Raw genomic sequence first — 17,867 nt, 5'->3', positions numbered from 1 at the left:
ACGACGGAGGTTAATTAATAAAAAATTAAAAACCTCTGTCGCTTTTTAGCAGATTCTGGATGAATTAAGTAGAACTATTGTCCTTTGAGAACTCTAAAGTCGAGCATGATATCAAGGTTTAGCAAGTAATACCTGCTGGAAGACAGGTATCCCCCGAGTAAATTTTGGCTAATGAGGAAGCCTGCCTGATGGGAGCGGTATGAATCGAGAGGTTCACGTACTGTTCTGAGAGGGGCTGACGGGGAAGTTCCGCCGGTCTACTCACCAGGTGAAACCCCCGCCAACAACTTTGCACCCCCCTCACCAACTGCTATCCTCAAACCTCGAACAAAAGTGAAACTCAGACCTGCTGGCCGACTTATCCCCAGGGATGGGGGGTATCCCACCAAGCGCCTGGAGCGCGACTTATCCCCAGGGATGGGGGGTATCCCACCAAGCGCCTGGAGCGCGACTGGGAGGGAGCGGTTGATGGCTGAAGAATGGTATCCGTTTAATGGAGTGAACATCTATGAGTAATTTATACGAAACCGATTATCACCAGTGGTTATCCAATCAGGTAGCTTTGCTGCGAAATCGCCACTTTGACCAGTTGGATTTAGAAAATCTGTTAGAGGATTTGGAGTTGGGCATAGAATCAAAAGTCGATAATCTTGAACATTTTCTAACCAATCTCATACTTCAGCTTCTTAAGTGTGACTACCAAACCAGTGTGCTGCGGGATACTGTAGCTACAAAACGGGTCATAAACGGGTGGCTAAACTCTATTGATAATGCAAGGGACGGCATTAATAAATTATTAAGAAAAAATCACAGTTTAGAACAACGGGTGGAAGATGCTTTAGTTGAGTCTTACCCTGATGGGAAAAATGGAGCCATTCGGGAAATGAATCGCCATATCCCCACTAAATGCCCAAAACTGGACAACAGCAGCTTCCCTGATACCTGCCCATGGTCTTATGAAAAGCTAATGGAAAAAGACTGGTATCCCCTTAACGGAGTTGAACTCTAACCTTTGTGGCGCTGCTCCATTTTGACTCGCTCCCATGATTTTAGGCCCTGCGGGTCCCAGCGTGGGAACGAGGTAAAAAAACCACTGTCGCTTAACCCAGGAAAGGGATAGCCCGATCCGCCAGACTCTTCATCCAAGTCCGGTTTTATATTCGGTTTCCTGACGCACAACCTTGAGCATGGCAACCGTCTCGCTTTTTACTGGACTTGAGACGGTTGCTTTTAGCAGATTCTGGATGAATTAATAAGTAGAACTATTGTCCTTTGAAAACTCTAAAGTCGAGTAAGAGTTTTGATCAATACATATAGCTTTTCCATTATATCTTTAAAGTGGGTTTCCCACAGATGGTTGTAGCAGCGGTACCTCAGGAAAATAGGTTTTGAAATTTCCCTTATCCCTTGTTATTAAAACCATATCATTATTTTTTGCCGTAGCGCCAATAACAAAGTCTGCTAACACTGTATGTTTCTTACCTCCATTCCCTTTGTATTTGCGAAATGCAACTCCGGCATCAAACATAATTTGTTCTGTTAATTCCATCTTCTTAATATTGTTGTAATCAAAGAAGTCAATAAGGTCGGCCAGATTAACAAAGTTTGTACTTAACTCTGCTAAAATAGCCAGATTATAATAAAGCACCGAACCTTCGTGTCTACACTGGTTGAGAGTATCACACGACCAATTGAAGTATATACTCTGGCTATCCAGTATATCTATTAATATACAGGTATCAACAAGGGCCAGTTTATTGATTATCTTCATCAATCAACCCCTCCCATTCCTTAGCACTCATCAAGGTTTTGTATTTTTTACAATTTTGCCGAAACGGGTTATCCTCGGCAGGGTCGATGGATTTTAAAGGGGTGGCGTTTGGGTCTTTTGTAGGGAATACCACAAGCTTACCATCTATTGCATCAATCTTTATAGCATTGTTGCCAATGCATTTCTCAGCTTCTTCAGTAACCTCGACCAATAGTGTTTTAAATTGACTCATCTGTCATCTCCCGTAACGTGTCAACATAAGAACTATGATCGATACGTATAGCATTTTCCATAATATCTTTAAAGTGTTCGACTTTAGAGTTTGACAAAAACCAACGTTCGATATAATCCCCAGGCAAGAGACAGCCTGATCCGCCAGACTCGTCATCATATTTTTGCCTATATCGGTTCCAATCCTGGCGAATAGCAATCCTCGGGATATAAGTAGAACTATTGTCCTTTGAGAACTTCTAAAGTCGAGGATGAAGTACACCTCAATCTTACAGCTCAATAACCACAGGAGGTTTCTGCTCAGAGTCACTTTTCGTTCCGTTGGTCTTCGAACCCTCAATTTTATTTCGAATCAATGAAGCCGCTTCGACATTACCAATGGACGTTGCCAAGTCTAAAACCGACTGATTATTTTTATCCTTTAATTGTGAACCTTCACTGTTTTCTATTAATAATCTTATGGTTTCTTGATTTTTACGACGTAAAGCAACATGCAGAGGTGTCTCTCCTTCATTATTCTTGAAATTTAAATCTGCACCTGCGTCTATTAATAATTCTATAGCTGCTTTATTTCCATGATATGAAGCAACATGCAGAGGTGTCTGTCCTTCATCATTCTTAATATTTAGATTTGTAATTTCTTGTTGTATTATTGATTTTATAGATTCTTGATTTCCTCCAACACATAAAGCAAGATGCAGAGGTGTTTGCCCTTCATCATTCTGGATATTTAAATCTGGCTTGTATAAACTAATAAATATTACAGAAAATTGGTCAAGCTCCATTTTTAAAGCAACATGCAAAGGCGTATTGCCGGAAAAATATTGCTTATTTGGATTGAATGACTTGTCGGGATCAAATTCATGAAGTTTTTTACGAATTCCTTCGTCGTCAGTCTTCTTCAAAACATAAATCTGTTCGAGAAGTTTAATAAATTCATCATTTTCTATATAATGTAAACTTTTATCCTGACCTAGAGCTTTTACTATGTCTAATAGCCTACTTTTATAGGCAATAGATAAAGGTGTTCGGCCATCGTTCGCACAAATATTGGGGTTGGCAATTTCACCTTTATGTTCCATTAGACAACCTACAACTTCCTTATTTTCCAGTTGAACTGCAAAATGCAAAGGTGTGTATCCAAGGCTGTTCTGTATATTAATACCTGCTCCATTTTTCAAAAGAATTTCAATCATATCTATATCGTTATTCTGGATTGCATAGTGCAGCGAAGTATTACCTTGGTCGTCCTTTGCATTAATTTCTATCAAACGCTCTTCTATTAGAAGCGCTACTACAGAATATGAATTGGCAAGAACTGCCTCATGCAAGACAGTTAGACCTGACTGAGTTTGAACGCAAAACTGGTCCTTTGTATCAAGCTTGCATGGTGGTTGATAAAACTTAAGCCCACGATGTAGATCTCTATTTAGCAACATTTCCATAAGGGATTTAATATTGAAATTTGCGGCAATATGAAAAAGTGCTGACAATTCATCTTGAGAAAACTTAGATTTCCATTCTAATAACACTCTTATTATTGCATCTTGTGTTGCACCTTGTACCCCACTAATAGCAGCAAGGTATATTGGTGTAAATCCATCATTATTGGATAGTTCCTGGCTAGCACCATAATTAAGAAGTAAAGTCACGATATTAGTGTTTCTTTCCAATACTGCTAAGTGAAGAGGTGTATTGCCTTGATAGTCTTCTTTATTGATAATCCTCAATCGATCAGAAATACGAGCTGGAATCTTAATCAATTGTTTTATAACAGCTACAGGATGATTGTTAATAATTACTAAGTGAAGAGGTGTATTACCTTGATAGTCTTCCTGATTGATAATTGTCAATCGCTCAGGAATATCAGATAGGCTTTTAATTAATAGCTTTACAGCTTCAGGTTTTTTGTTAATGATTGCTAAGTGCAGTGGTGAGTGTTGCTGACTGGTAAGTAGCTTTATATCTGCCTTTTTATCTAAGAGTTCTTTTAAGGTATTTACGTCCCCCTGTGTTGCAGCTAAATGCAAAGGGGTAAAACCCTGATTATTGCTTTCATCATACTTAATTCCTTTACGAAGCAACAACTTAATCATCTTTAAATTTTTGGTAGTTATGGCTATATGCAACAGCGTATTTCCAAAGGAATCCAATTCATTAATTAAATCCGGAGAAGAATCTAACAGGTTGTCTGCTTTTTCAAGATCCCCTTCACGAACCGCAATTTGCAAACATGTAAATAATTGCTCTTGTTCAGCGCAATCGGCATCAGTATTAACTTCAGGGTTATCAGTAACGGAAATATCAGGAAAAATAACTACAGATGAATCAGGAGGCATCAATAAAAAGCTTGTTTGCTGTCTTGTCATTTTTCTCATTAAATCACTTTCAATTTTTCGCCTATTACTTTCTACATCCTTTGCATGAGTAATTCTCGCCTTACGTTCTTCTTTTAAATTTTTATAAAATTCGTAGACACCATAAATAACTGACCCCAATGTTACCACACCTAAAACAGTAACTATTCCAGCTATCCACTCAAGCATTCTAAAACTCCCTCCTGCATCACTCGAAATGACTTCATCATCAGTTGAGTTACTTGAAGTATGAAGTAGCTTTCTATTTGGAAATTTATTAAATACTTCCCCGGAAACATCTGAACCATTCTCATAATTTAACTCCAAAACAATTTACGTGCTGGGTGTTTTACCAACAGCATAAATTACTTTTTCTTCTGCCATTGTCATGATCTTATAAAAGGTAATATCTTTTGGCATGCCGGAAGGATCGTTATCATTTCCCTGCCTAACCCAAATAACTTCACCATTTGGATTCAAAGCGCTAATAAACCACTCTTGTTTGTATTGCAACTGCCCAGCGATGTATAAGTGATTACCTTTGAATAAAGATGCGCTGACACTGCCAATAAAATCAGGTAATAGTTGCTCATAAGTTTCTTCGTGACCAGCATTCTTAACAACTTTCCAAAGCAATCGCCTTTTGTCTATATCGTAATAGATGTAATTAATTTCATCGCCATCGGCAGAGTTTCGATATAGTTGTAGTACCTTTGAATTAGGCAGAACGGAGTCGGAGTTAGCCCTTACCGAAGTCCATGCCATGGTGGTATTGCAGTGAATAAACGCGGCCAGAGTTGCAGAGGCGGCTAAGTAGGAAGGAGTTTTCATAGGAGAAGAACCAAGTAGCGAGCAAAACATGGAAATTGTAGCTGATCAAAAGTAGTACCAAGGTTTTTCAAAATAGTTGCTGGCAAAGCATTGGATCAAGAGCCAACATCTGCGCAGACTTTACCGGGACAGCCTACGCGAGTGTAGAGTTAGACACGATTCGTCGTGCATCCATGGTGACGGCGTAGATAAGAAACCCCGGTCATAACTGACTTGTGAAACCTGGGGAAATCACTGTTTGGCACCTTTTGCAATAGATACAGTCACTTGGTCGTCCGTCTGTTTTACCATGACCAGATGATGCAGGGTAAAGCCAAACTGATCCTGCAATACGCAGACTCTGAGGCCAAGCTCTACAGGGGTTCCAGCCTTACCTTTGCTGATCCATTCGGTATGACGTTCGAACAATGAAAAAATCTTCTCATTGATACAACTCCAGTGACCAATGCGTTGGGGGTCATAGCCTCTCTGGCCATATTGTTGGATCTATAGCCTGAGTGATTCACCCCCTCGTTTAAAAGAGGCTGTTGCAACGCCCTCGCCCTCTATATGAGCGGCTCAGGAGTCATGGCTAATACCCTGAATAGCAGCACTAAAGAGAGGATTGACAAAAAGATCCGCCTGTTTTCTTGCAACACCACAATCATATTAATGGATAACTATAAACACAGCGTCTAGGCTTCCTGTCGACTTTTCCAGGGAGTCCTGAAAATGATTAAGTTGCGGCACTATTCGAACCTGTTCATCGCTCCTGTATTTCTGTTACTGGCCCTGACCACTCAATCTACACCCACTACAGCGTCAACAGCCCCCATAAAGATTAATGATGCAGAAGACCTGGGCAAGATTGGTCGAGATCGCGACTATCCACTGGACGGTACCTATCAACAGACAGCGGATATTGTTGTCACTAAAGACTATCAATCCATTGGCAATGATACCCATCCATTCACCGGGGAGTACTATGGGCAGTGCCGTACCATCAGCGGTCTGTCTAACTGTTTTATTGACACTCTGAAAGGCAGCATCAGGCACCTTCACTTTACTGGTGCCAATATAACTTCCCATAAGACGACCGGGTTAGCAGCCTGTGTTGTTGATGATACTGGCACAGTCAGTAATATCTGGGTGAAAAATGTTCATATTCTCACCAATGGTCGTAAAAGTTACGCTGGCATCGGAGGGGGGCTGATTAAAGGAACGGTTGGCAGCACTACGGCGGTGAACAGCAATGTCACAACCAGGGGTTGGTATGGAATCGCCGGCATCGGGGGGGGGCTGGTTTACGGAACGGTTGGCAACACCACGGCGGTGAACAGCAGGGTCGAAACCGGGGATTATCGTGCACACGCCGGCATCGGGGGGGGGGCAGTTAACGGTGGAGGAACGGTTGCCAATACCAAGGCGGTGAACAGCAGGGTCGAAACCTCGGGCGAGGATGCTCACGCCGGCATCGGGGGGGGGATGGTTTTCGGAACGGTTGGCAACACCACTGCGGTGAACAGCCATGTCACAACCGGAGGTGATGATGCAAACGCCGGCATCGGGGGGGGTTGGTTAGACCTAGAGGAACGGTTGCCAACACCACGGCGGTGAACAGCCATGTCACAACCAGGGGTTGGTATGCATACGCCGGCATCGGGGGGGGGTTGGTTAGAGCTAAAGCAACGGTTGCCAACACCACGGCGGTGAACAGCTATGTCAATGGCATTAAAGAGAATTCTGAACCTACCTCCAATGATCAGCTTCTTTGCCAAAAAGCAGACCTACGTGTGTTAACAGCCAATTGCTCTTCGAGAACTGAATTTCTGGATGCGCTGGATTTTTCGAACAGTAATGCTTGCCCGGTAAAAGCCGCTACAGTGTCAACAGGCACTAAAGAGTCAGCACCCACTACCGCATCAACAGCCGCTAAAGAGTCAACACCCACTACCGCATCAACAGCCGTTAAAGAGTCAACAGCCACTGCAGCGTCAACCCCCATAGAGATTAATGATGCAAGAACCCTGGGCAAGATTGCCCTACATCCCGACTATCCAATAAACGGTACCCATCAACAGAATGCTACTGCAGCTCCTACTACCGCAACTTCCATTCCAAGGAAATTATGCAGCTCTCTCAGAGATCAAACGACGGGGGTTCAACAACGGCTTATCGAGGACAGTGATCTTGTTAGCGAACGACAGTGCGTTGTTCTCAGTGCCGACCCTGCAGATGATTTAAGTGAGTTGATAAAACAGATTCCTGATAACACCGTTATCTTGCTTTCCTCCAAAACAACTTCTCCAACCGTTGCCCCCGTGACAGGTAAGCCCACTGTTGAATATTTTATCGCCAATGCAATCGTTTTGAAGAGCGGTCAGGACATCATCGGGGCTGCTGATGACGGTTTTGAAATTGTTATCAAGCTTCATGATAACTTTACAAGTAAATACATGATCGGAGTTGGCGTTCACTACGATGACGAATTCAATTTTGGAGAAACAGCAGACAATCATATAAAACACATTACTTTCCAGCCAACCGGAGTTAATCCAGATACTCAAACTGACGCTATTGTCCACACAAACTGCTATAACCGGACATTATCTATAGAGAACAACGTTTTTTATCTCCCTGTCCGGGCCGCAGTTAACATTAATTGTTCTGCGAATCTGGATGCATCCACCAGTAATTTGCACACGGGCCCAGGCTTACGTTTCGCTGATAATCATGTCATTGGTCAAACCATCCACACAACAAAACTCAGTATGATTCCCGAGAAAGCAATATTCATTAATCTTCGCAACATCAATAACCTGTCAAACAAACTCGAAATAATTGGTAACACATTCCGGGGCAAAATCTCGGAATTGGCTCAGATTGCAATTGGATCCGGAAGCAATATTAATATCTTCAGAAACACTGTTGATATTGATAATAAAGGCAAGACACCTGACGAAATTCGTACAGGAATTGAAGGAGGGTTCGCTTTAAAAGGTCTTTCGTCGTCTGCCTATAGAAAAGCGCCTCTCATTAATCTGGCTGGTAACAATATCAACGTCACAAGGACAGCTTTAACTATCTATGACAAGCTTGATCTGGCGCTGGCCTGTAACCACTTTATGGGAATGACTTTGTGGAAAGTAGACAACGAATATTTCCCCCTGAAAGCCGTTGATCCATTGCCACTGGCAGATGAGTGCCCAAGGTCTGTGAGTTCAACCGTTGGCATGGCAACGACCAGCGCGCCGACACTCTGCCAGATCGTGAATAGCTGGACTCCTATCAATGATTCCAAAGCCACTGCTTTGACTGGGCTGACCAACGTCGAGGGGCAGTTCTACTTTGACTCAGCTGTTTGCATGACAGAGCTTCAATCCTTAGCTTCATCAGCGGATACAACTCCAGTGACCAATGCTTTGGGGGTCATAGCCTCTCTGGCCATATTGTTGAATCTATAGCCTGAGCTGATTCATCCCCTCGTTTAAAAGAGGCTGTTGCAACGCCCTCGCCCTGTATATGGATGGCTCAGGAGTCATGGCTAATACCCTGAGTAGCAGCACTAAAGAGAGTATTGACAAAAAGATCCGCCTGTTTTCTTGCAACACCATAATCATATTAATGGAAAACTATAAACACAGCGTCTAGGCTTCTTAGCGACTTTTCCAAGGAGTCCTGAAAATGATCAAGTTGCAGCACAATTCGGCTCTGTTCATTGCTCCTGTATTTCTGTTACTGCCCCTGACCACTCAATCTACACCCGCTAAAGCGTCAACAGCCCCCATAGAAATTTATGATGCAAAAGACCTGGGCAAGATTGGTCGAGAATATCCACTGAACGGTACCTATCAACAGAAAGCGGATATTGTTGTCACTAAAGACTATCAATCCATTGGCAATGATACCCACCCATTCACCGGGGAGTACTATGGGCAGTGCCGTACCATCAGCGGCCTGTCTAACTGTTTTATTGACACTCTGAAAGGCAGCATCAGGAACCTTCATTTTACTGGTGCCAATATAACTTCCCAGAACACGACCGGGTTAGCAGCCTGTGTTGTTGATGATACTGGCACAGTCAGTAATATCCGGGCGAAAGATGTTCATATTCTCACCAATGGTGATGAAAATTACGCTGGCATCGGGGGGGGGCTGGTTAAAGGAACGGTTGGCAACACCACGGCGGTGAACAGCAGGGTCGAAACCTTGGGTTATGAGGCACACGCCGGCATCGGGGGGGGGCAGGTAAAAGGAACGGTTGGCAACACCACGGCGGTGAACAGCAGGGTCGAAACCCGCGGTGCATATGCAAACGCCGGCATCGGGGGGGGTGGGTTCATAAAGGAAAGATTGGCAACACCACGGCGGTGAACAGCACGGTCGAAACCTTGGGTTGTAGGGCAGACGCAGGCATCGGGGGGGGGCAATTTTTTCGTGGAACGGTTGGCAACACCACGGCGGTGAACAGCAATGTCACAACCAGGGGTTATGGGGCAGACGCCGGCATCGGGGGGGGGCAGGTTTATTTAGGAGTGGTTGGCAACACCACGGCGGTGAACAGCCATGTCACAACCAGGAATGAAAATGCATGCATCGACATCGGGGGGGGCGTGGTTACAGACACGGTTGGCAACACCACGGCGGTGAACAGCAGGAACAAAACCTCGGGCGAGAGAGCAAAAGCTGGCATAGGGGCAGGGATTTTTGCACGTGGAGCGGTCGTCACCAACACCACGGCGGTGAACAGCTTTATCAATGGCAATATAACGAATTTTGGATCTATCTCCAATGATCAGCTTCTTTGCCAAAAAGCCGACCTACGTGTGTTAACAGCCAATTGCTCTTCGAGAACTGAATTTCTGGATGCGCTGGATTTTTCGAATAGTAATGCTTGCCCGGTAAATGCCGCTACAGTGTCAACAGACACTAAAGAGTCAACAGCCACTTCAGAGTCAAGAGCCGCTAAAGAGTCAACACCCACTAAAGCATCAACACCCATAGAAATTAATTATGCAGGAACCCTGGGCAAGATTGGCCTACATCCCGACTATCCAATAAACGGTACCTATCAACAGAATGCTACTGCAGCTACTGCAGCTACTGCAGCTACTGCTAATGCTACTGCAGCTACTGCTACTGCTAATGCTAATGCTAATGCTACTGCAACTCCTGCTACTGCAGCTCCTGCTACTGCAGCTCCTGCTACTGCAGCTCCTGCTACTGCAGCTCCTACTACTACTGCAACTTCCCCTCCAAGGAAATTATGCAGCTCTCTCAGAGGTCAAACGACGGGGGTTCAAAAACGGCTAATCGACGACAGTGATCTTGTCAGGGAACGACATTGCGTTGTTCTCAGTGCCGACCCTGCAGATGATTTAAGTGAGTTGATACAACAGATTCCTGATAACACTGTTATCTTGCTTTCCTCCAAAACAACTTCTCCAACCGTTGCCCCCGTGACAGGTAAGCCCACTGTTGAATATTTTATCGCCAATACAATAGTTTTGAAGAGCGGTCAGGAGATCATCGGGGCTGCTGATGACGGTTTTGAAATTGTTATCAAGCTTCATGATAACTTTACAAGTAGATACATGATCGGAGTTGGCGCTCACTGCGATAACGAATTCAATTTTGGAGAAACAGCAGACAATCATATAAAACACATTACTTTCCAGCCAACCGGAGTTAATCCAGGTACTCAAACTCACGTTATTGTCCACACAAGCTGCTATTATGGGGCACTATCTATAGAGAACAACGTTTTTTATCTTCCTGTCTGGGCCGCAGTTAACATTCATTGTTCTGCGAATCTGGATGCATCCACCAATGATTTGCACACGGGCCCAGGCTTACGTTTCGCTAATAACAAGGTCATTGGTGAAACCATCCACACAACAAAACTCAGTATAATTCCCGAGGAAGCAATATTCATTAATCTTCGCAACATCAATAACCTGTCAAACAAACTCGAAATAATTGATAACACATTCCAGGGCAAAATCTCGGAATTGGCTCAGATTGCAATTGGATCCGGAAGCAATATTAATATCTTCAGAAACACTGCTGTTATTGATAATAAAGGCAAGACACGTAGAGAAAGTTGTACAGGAATTGAAACCCGAAGGGGAGGGTTCGCTTTAATAGGTCTTTCCTCGTCTGCCTATTGCAAAGCGCCTCTCATTAATCTGGCTGGTAACAATATCAACGTCACAACGACAGCTTTAACTATCTACGACGAGCTTGATCTGGCACTGACCTGTAACCACTTTCGGGGAATGACTTTGTGGAAAGTAGACAACGAATATTTCTCCCTGAAAGCCGTTGATCCATTGCCACTGGCAGATGAGTGCCCAAGTTCTGTGAGTTCAACCGTCGACCCGGCAACGACCAGTGCACCGACACTTTGCCAGATCGTGAATAGCTGGACTCCTATCAATGATTCCAAAGCCACTGCTTTGACTGGGCTGACCAACGTCGAGGGGCAGTTCTACTTTGACTCAGCTGTTTGCATGACAGAGCTTCAATCCTTTGCTTCATCAGCGGATACAACTCCAGTGACCAATGCTTTGGGGGTCATCGCCTCGCTGGCTATATTGTTGAATCTATAGCCTGAGCTGATTCATCCCCACGTTTAAATTCGGCTCTCGTCCCATGGCAACCTGATCTCTGGCATCGGAAATCAGGGTCAGAATGTTTTTGAAGCCCTGCTTATAGCCATGAAGAATTACTGCAATCATCCTTTGCTGGGTGCTGAATAGTTACCATTGAACTATGGAAAGAAGAGTAGTCCCGGAAAATCTTGGCTATTCTCTGATGCACTTCGAATAATGAGATTCACCCATGGCGTTCCTTTATTTTTACAGAACAGACATTCAACACGGACTGTTCTGGCATTTCCTGACAAACAAGAAGGACGTGGTTGGTATTTTTGCTTTTTCCCTGCTGGCTATGATGATTGTGCCGTTATGTTACTCCTCAAACCTTATTGACCGTCATCATCCCGATGGGCGCAAGACTCTGATTGAAATCAATGATGGGAAAACCCGCAATAGCACACTGACATTGACAGGAGGCAAGCTCGCTGACAAAGCCGATTTTCCCAGTGTCGGCGACGGAGGCTTTTTTTATTCGCCGCCTCCACCCTGGGGAGGTGGAGGCGGCTGGCCATCGGGATTATTCGAAATTGACCTGGCTGTTCTGCAACCCGTCATCAACTGGCTGATGTCCATAGGCAAGACCCATCATAATGATGACCGACAGGCAGGTAATGAGGATGGACAACCCTCTGGTAGCAGACCTAATGCAGGATCAAATGACGCAACTAACCACCACCATCAACAGGAGCAAAGAAAAGCACCTGAAAACCGAGAGAACAAATCACCCGGAGAAGAAAATAGTGGCAGCGGCGATGGCAATAACAGAGAAGACGACAATGGCGAGGAGGGTAAAAATAATGCTTCGACTCAGGACCTTCAGCTACTTGCCAACAAGCTTTTAGCTATTATTGCAAGCGACAATCCCAACGCCGCTTTTAAATTCAGGGAAATGTTAGAGAAGCTGGACATGCCTCAGCGTTTGCAGGTTCTGGAAACAAAAGGCACAAACATCAGCGGCGATACTATTACTCCTCTTGAGGCGATATTGGCACTGCCGCGTTCTTCCCTTGAGCAATCAACACGCAACCGATTTATCAGGCAGCTGATAGAAGCCGCTGGCAACAACTGCCAGATGATTTTGTCTGAGATTGTTCTGGACATAATCCACAAGCTCAACCAACCTGACCAACCACCGCAGATAGGGGATTTCGAAAAATGTTGCTTTACTGAGTACTTCCTTCAATTGTTCCTGCTTCATTCAAACCCGGTTGAGCGTATTCGCAATCTATTAGAAAAAATATCAGATTTAGCCATAAGGAATGAGATTATAAATAATCCACAATCATTAACACTCCCCTCCCCCTTTCTGGATACCTTGAAACAATTTAACCAGCACTCATCGTTCCTTGAATTAATACGCTTATCAAATGAACAGTGTATGCAAAATGATTTCATAGCGATCACTGCTTTTGCCAATAATGGACTGCGTGTGGATAAACATGAATCCAGTCAAATTATTGGTGCAGAGTGCGCGGTATGTAAGGAGCCGTTTGAACGCTCGTCAAATATAGTGAAAACGTGCTGCAATCACTTTTATCACGTTGATTGTTTAAGTCAGTGGCTCGAAAAAAGGAGGCGGGATCGTGCAGTCCAAGATTGTCCTACATGTCGTACACAATTAAATGGCTTAACAACAAAACTTAACGACTTTAACAAACTATTGAAAAAATACGACGGTTGTCATTCTTTAGCTATTGCAAAAAGAGCCGTTAAGGAATGGAATAAAACAGAAAAAAATTATGCAACCTTGTACCATTTTGTCCAATTTTGCCGACATAGCAGCCAGGCATCTGATGATTCACGGTTTGCAAAACTCTTGCGAACCCTCATTCATCCCGTGACAAAAGCCAAGATCCGCCATGACGACGTGATCAACTCAGCCACCTTCAGCGCCAATAACCACCTTGTGGTGACCGCCAGTGACGATGGCACTGCGAAAATCTATGTTTATCAGTCCGATGGAACATGGATGGAAGAGTTCACTATCCACCACGGTAGTCCGGTCATAATAGCCAGCTTCAGCGCCGATAGTCGCCGTGTGTTGACCACCAGTGACGATGGGACAGCAAAAATCTATGTTCGAAAGGAGGATAGATCATGGCAAGAAGAAATCACTATCCGCCACGATGGGCCCATTCGTTTAGCCACCTTCAACGCCAATAGTAGCCGCGTGTTGACCGCCGGTGACGATGGGACCGCAAAAATTTATGTTCTGAAGGAGAGTGGATCATGGGAACAAGAAGGGATCACCCACCATGATGGTCCGATCCATTTAGCCAGCTTCAGTCCTGATGCTAGCCATGTGGTGACTGTTGGCAAAGATAACGTGGTAAAAATCACGGGCAAATCAGCCGATGGATCATGGCAAGTAAAAATCAACGTAATCCATAAGCGCGAAGTCAACTCGGCTATCTTTAGCCCCGACAACCGCCATGTGGTGACCGCAAGTGACGATGGTACGGCAAAAATCATTGGCCAGAAAGACGATAAGTCATGGGAAAAAGAAGTTACCATCGGTCACATCAGGACTGTTAGTTCGATCAGATCAGCCGCCTTCAGCCCCGATAGCCGACATGTGCTGACTATCGGCAGTGATGACGAACTGGTTAAAATCATTGGTAAACGGGCCGACGGAACATGGGGAGTAAAAGCCATCATTTCCCATATTGATCGTATCACCTCAGCCACTTTCAGCCCCGATAGCCACCATGTGATGACAGCCAGTTTCGACAAAGAGGCAAAAATCTACGGCGAAAAAACCGATGCATTATGGGAAGAAGAAATCACTATCCACCATAATCATTGGGTCTTATCAGCCACCTTCAGTCCCGATAGCCAACATGCAGTAACCAGCAGTTATGATGGAACCGCAAAAATCCATAGCCACAAGAATGGAGGATCATGGGATCAAGGACTCACTATCCATCACAATGATCGGGGCACTTCAGCCACCTTCAGTACCGATGGCCGCTTAGTTATGACCTTTGGTTTTGATCGTACCGCGAAAATCATTCAACTGGAGGGCGATGGGTCATGGGAACAAGAAATTCGCCACCCCTATCCAATCCACGCAACCAACTTCAGCGCCGATAGCCGCTTTGTGCTGACCCAAAGTTTTTTTTTACCAACATCTGAAAGTTGTAGCAGCATTGTGAAAATTACTGAACTATGGAAGGAAGAGTAACTCCACTAGGAGCCTGACCGAGAATAGCGCCCGTAGCGAGGACGGCAGAAAATTGAGGATGAAAATTCGGTTTTGTGAGGAGAATAGCGAGCTATTTGACGAACAAAAGCGGATTTTCAGACCAATTTGCTGCCGCCGCAGTAGGGCAGTCTATTCTCGGTCAGGCTCCTAGGAGGCTAGCGGGACAGCAACTGGTTGTGATTTCGACAGTGTCAGATCGAGTGACGTAGAAGTTGGCACCTGGACTTGTAGCAATTGCACAGCCTGTGGTTGCTTTGGTAAATGTAGCATTACAAACGGCAAAGCTGGAAAATTGCAGACAAGTACATGTGTCTGTAACTCAGATGGAGATTGCAGCGGAAAAACATGCACAGCTGGCGCAGCTTCCTTAACAGCGGGAGTCTTTAGCCTTTTGGTTGTATCTGTGGCTACTATTGCAGCGAGCTTTTAAAGTATCCCTCTTTATAAAAAGCCCTGATTGGGTAAAGTTGAGTTAGTTCCCGCCCCCGGTTTATGTGATTTGAAGGTATGGTGTCACAAATAAAAATCAGGGGCTACCTTTTCTCAGTAATTCCAAGCTCCGCAAAGGTGCTATTTAAAGGCATTTTCCTGAAGTTTGAGCTAAATGTCAGATATTACACAATCACCGTCGTATCTCCATACCTGTTCCTCAGAAAACCAGAAAATACTCACTGAGCAAACCACGGAGAACTATTGCTTCCGTATCACCTTCTACCTATGATTTTTACATCTCCATTATTTACTTCTTCTTCTGCCGAACTTAAGTCAAGGTAGCCACTTGCACTCTCTGCTGACTCAATACCTATTAAAGCAATTGGTTTATTGTTATCTGATATTATGTTTGCTGTAACAGTAATATAACCAATACCCTTGGGATTATCTTTGCTGAAAAGTTTAACGAAAAATCCTATCTCATGTTCGACTTTTGATTTTTCACCTTCTAACAAGATTAACTTAATAAGCTTGGCGCAAGTTTTCGATGTAAGTACCCAATATTTATTGACTCGAGCACCTGCACAAATACATACACCACCACCCACACCCTTCGTATAACCACCGAATAAAAGTTCACTGTCTGTATCTGCTCCTTTTCGGTAATCGTTGACAACAGAAAAAAATACTAATAAATCTTTTGCAACCTCATCTGGACTATCTTGAGACTCAGCCACACTACTTAAAGTTGTTATAAAAACAAAAAAATGCATCAAAAATAATCAAACCGATTGCGTAGCCACATCGAACTCCCCAAACTTCTAAAGAAAGCTAGGTGAGCAGATTGATGGCAATTCCCCAGCAATTTCCGATAATTTAATTGGCAGGTAATAAAGATGGACAACCTTCTGACAGCGGACCCCCCAATGCAGGAACAAAGGCACAAATCGTTAGCAAATTCGCCCCTGCTTCGTTTAACCGTGTTCGAATGGCTGGTGTTAGCCTCGCAGATTTGCAGGCGGCAAGCTGGCATTCGCTGGCTCGGCGTAATGCCACTGAAAGCGGTGACCAGGCTCGTTGCCCCGCCGGTTTATCCCGCCTGATGCCACCTCCGGTCACTGGCGGCAGTTTTATCCTGGCCGCCTGGATTCGCCGGGGCCTGCCGCTGGGCAGGCGAACACGGGCCGGGAGCAAACTGGTTCATTTTGCCGCAGCTGACAGCTCTGATGCCATCAGCTTAAGCCTGAGATCCAGGGGGCAACGGCTGGTTAATTACCTGTGCAGCCTGGTCGGAGGTGAGGAAGGCGACGTTGGAACGGGTACAGCGGAAAGTGAGCAACCAGTGATGGCAAGCCTGAATGATACGGAACTTTACCAGCACTACCAGCGACTGGTTCAGGACCTCAGTGCCCTGTCGGGCAATCGCAGTGGCGAGAGCACGTCGTTTGTACCGTCGGCAAGCCAGGGAATGATACAAAACCTGACGACTCCACTACCTTCGACTACGATGAGTCAGGGTTGAAAAACTCAGAAATCATTAACACAGTGATATTACTGATAAGCAACATCTGTTGCATTACTCCAGTTGGTCTTTCCCACTGTTGTACTTCGGTAGAATTCATTACAGCTCCGGAGAGCTTCCTGCATGCCCGCCAATCTAACTGATACAAACCCTCTCAATCCTACTCCCAAAAGACAGTGGTTCAAGACCAGCGATGGCTGGTTTTACCCGGCCATTGTTAATACCGATATTTTTAGCATCAGACTGTCAACGGATCAGGCCAGCCCCGGATCAGCCTTTGCCACGCCAGCACACATCAGCACGGTCAGGACAGCCATTGACAGAGCCTTCTGGTTAATCGAGCAGTCCGGTTTTTTTCCCCACTATTTACATCGGAATATCAGTATTATCCTGTCTGACTCTGATTTGCCGGGTCAGAATATCTTTTATGACGACGATGGCGTTACATTGTTAATCGGGCAATCGCTCGGAGCTGACCAACTCGTTGCCACGTTGCTGAAAAATATGGCAATGGTCGTTTATGAAGCCTGTGACCCCAATAACTTCTGGTCAGAATTTCAGGCACGTCAGAATGGTTCCACAGAAAATGGTGGCGGTTTAATCCCGTCTCCCATCAGCCAGACTGATGACGTGGTTTCCGCTATAGCCACGCAAACACAGCTCGACTTTATCTCTGAAACCCTGGCTGCCAAATGGTTGAATCAGAAAGTATCACCGGTTTCACTCTATTGGCTGGAGTCTTTGCTTCCTGATCTGTTCAATGCCCCAAAAAATCCTGGGAAGCCGCCAACTCCTCTAAGTGCCCAACTGCAAGCCAGACACTGGCATTCTAAAAACGATCTTGGTCAAACACTTGCCTGGCTCAAAAGTGAGGAGATCC

The 17,867-nt window shown here is 44.8% G+C and carries 13 protein-coding genes and 1 pseudogene (1 of these 14 running past the window's edge); 8 read left to right on the top strand and 6 right to left on the bottom strand.

What is annotated here, in order from left to right:
• The first annotated feature begins 508 nt into the window (after positions 1-508).
• On the top strand, positions 509-1,009 hold the full coding sequence (locus ACOJUN_RS17970; RefSeq protein ID WP_422133284.1) for a DUF29 domain-containing protein: 501 nt from the start codon (positions 509-511) through the stop codon (positions 1,007-1,009).
• 324 nt (positions 1,010-1,333) lie between these two features.
• Here the strand turns inward: ACOJUN_RS17970 and ACOJUN_RS17965 are convergent, their stop codons facing one another.
• The 5 genes and pseudogenes from ACOJUN_RS17965 to ACOJUN_RS17945 all read right to left on the bottom strand — a co-directional run.
• Positions 1,334-1,771: a type II toxin-antitoxin system VapC family toxin gene (locus ACOJUN_RS17965; RefSeq protein WP_422133283.1), complete on the bottom strand. Its 438-nt coding sequence runs from the start codon at positions 1,769-1,771 to the stop codon at positions 1,334-1,336.
• Positions 1,755-2,003 carry a hypothetical protein gene (locus ACOJUN_RS17960; RefSeq protein WP_422133282.1) on the bottom strand — a complete coding sequence of 83 codons (249 nt, stop codon included), beginning with the start codon at positions 2,001-2,003 and terminating at the stop codon, positions 1,755-1,757. Before ACOJUN_RS17960 ends, ACOJUN_RS17965 begins: the two co-directional genes overlap by 17 nt.
• A gap of 268 nt (positions 2,004-2,271) precedes the next feature.
• On the bottom strand, positions 2,272-4,686 hold the full coding sequence (locus ACOJUN_RS17955; protein WP_422133281.1) for an ankyrin repeat domain-containing protein: 2,415 nt from the start codon (positions 4,684-4,686) through the stop codon (positions 2,272-2,274).
• A 6-nt stretch (positions 4,687-4,692) separates the two neighbouring features.
• On the bottom strand, positions 4,693-5,190 hold the full coding sequence (locus ACOJUN_RS17950; RefSeq protein WP_422133280.1) for a hypothetical protein: 498 nt from the start codon (positions 5,188-5,190) through the stop codon (positions 4,693-4,695).
• Between the two features lie 234 nt (positions 5,191-5,424).
• A pseudogene (locus ACOJUN_RS17945) lies at positions 5,425-5,613 on the bottom strand (ISNCY family transposase); the annotation flags it as partial.
• 288 nt (positions 5,614-5,901) lie between these two features.
• Here ACOJUN_RS17945 and ACOJUN_RS17940 point away from each other — a divergent pair.
• The 5 genes from ACOJUN_RS17940 to ACOJUN_RS17920 all read left to right on the top strand — a co-directional run bounded on the left by ACOJUN_RS17940 (position 5,902) and on the right by ACOJUN_RS17920 (position 15,012).
• Positions 5,902-6,786 (top strand): hypothetical protein, encoded by an 885-nt coding sequence (locus ACOJUN_RS17940; protein WP_422133279.1) that lies wholly within the window; start codon positions 5,902-5,904, stop codon positions 6,784-6,786.
• Complete coding sequence (locus ACOJUN_RS17935; RefSeq protein ID WP_422133278.1) at positions 6,744-8,633, top strand: hypothetical protein; 1,890 nt, start codon at positions 6,744-6,746, stop codon at positions 8,631-8,633. The genes ACOJUN_RS17940 and ACOJUN_RS17935 overlap by 43 nt, the downstream gene beginning before the upstream one ends.
• Before the next feature lie 220 nt (positions 8,634-8,853).
• Complete coding sequence (locus ACOJUN_RS17930) at positions 8,854-9,543, top strand: hypothetical protein (protein ID WP_422133277.1); 690 nt, start codon at positions 8,854-8,856, stop codon at positions 9,541-9,543.
• Positions 9,540-11,780: a hypothetical protein gene (locus ACOJUN_RS17925; RefSeq protein ID WP_422133276.1), complete on the top strand. Its 2,241-nt coding sequence runs from the start codon at positions 9,540-9,542 to the stop codon at positions 11,778-11,780. Before ACOJUN_RS17930 ends, ACOJUN_RS17925 begins: the two co-directional genes overlap by 4 nt.
• 232 nt (positions 11,781-12,012) lie before the next feature.
• Complete coding sequence (locus tag ACOJUN_RS17920) at positions 12,013-15,012, top strand: RING finger domain-containing protein (protein ID WP_422133275.1); 3,000 nt, start codon at positions 12,013-12,015, stop codon at positions 15,010-15,012.
• A gap of 725 nt (positions 15,013-15,737) precedes the next feature.
• On the opposite strand, the gene ACOJUN_RS17915 is transcribed toward ACOJUN_RS17920, so the two are convergent.
• Positions 15,738-16,238 carry a hypothetical protein gene (locus ACOJUN_RS17915; protein ID WP_422133274.1) on the bottom strand — a complete coding sequence of 167 codons (501 nt, stop codon included), beginning with the start codon at positions 16,236-16,238 and terminating at the stop codon, positions 15,738-15,740.
• A gap of 107 nt (positions 16,239-16,345) precedes the next feature.
• Between ACOJUN_RS17915 and ACOJUN_RS17910 the strand changes: the two genes are divergently transcribed.
• A complete protein-coding gene (locus tag ACOJUN_RS17910) occupies positions 16,346-16,987 on the top strand; it encodes a hypothetical protein (RefSeq protein WP_422133273.1) in 642 nt (213 codons plus the stop codon).
• Positions 16,988-17,110: 123 nt separating this feature from the next.
• On the top strand, positions 17,111-17,867 hold the 5' end (the start) of the coding sequence (locus ACOJUN_RS17905; protein WP_422133272.1) for a hypothetical protein. It continues 2,855 nt past the right edge of the window; only the first 757 of its 3,612 coding nucleotides appear in the window; its start codon is at positions 17,111-17,113; the stop codon falls past the right edge of the window.

It is taken from the genome of Endozoicomonas sp. ALD040, from assembly GCF_049275945.1.
Taxonomy (GTDB): Bacteria; Pseudomonadota; Gammaproteobacteria; order Pseudomonadales; family Endozoicomonadaceae; genus Endozoicomonas_A.
The sequence above is the reverse complement of the archived record's forward strand: the minus strand, read 5'-3'. Positions and strand labels throughout refer to the sequence as shown.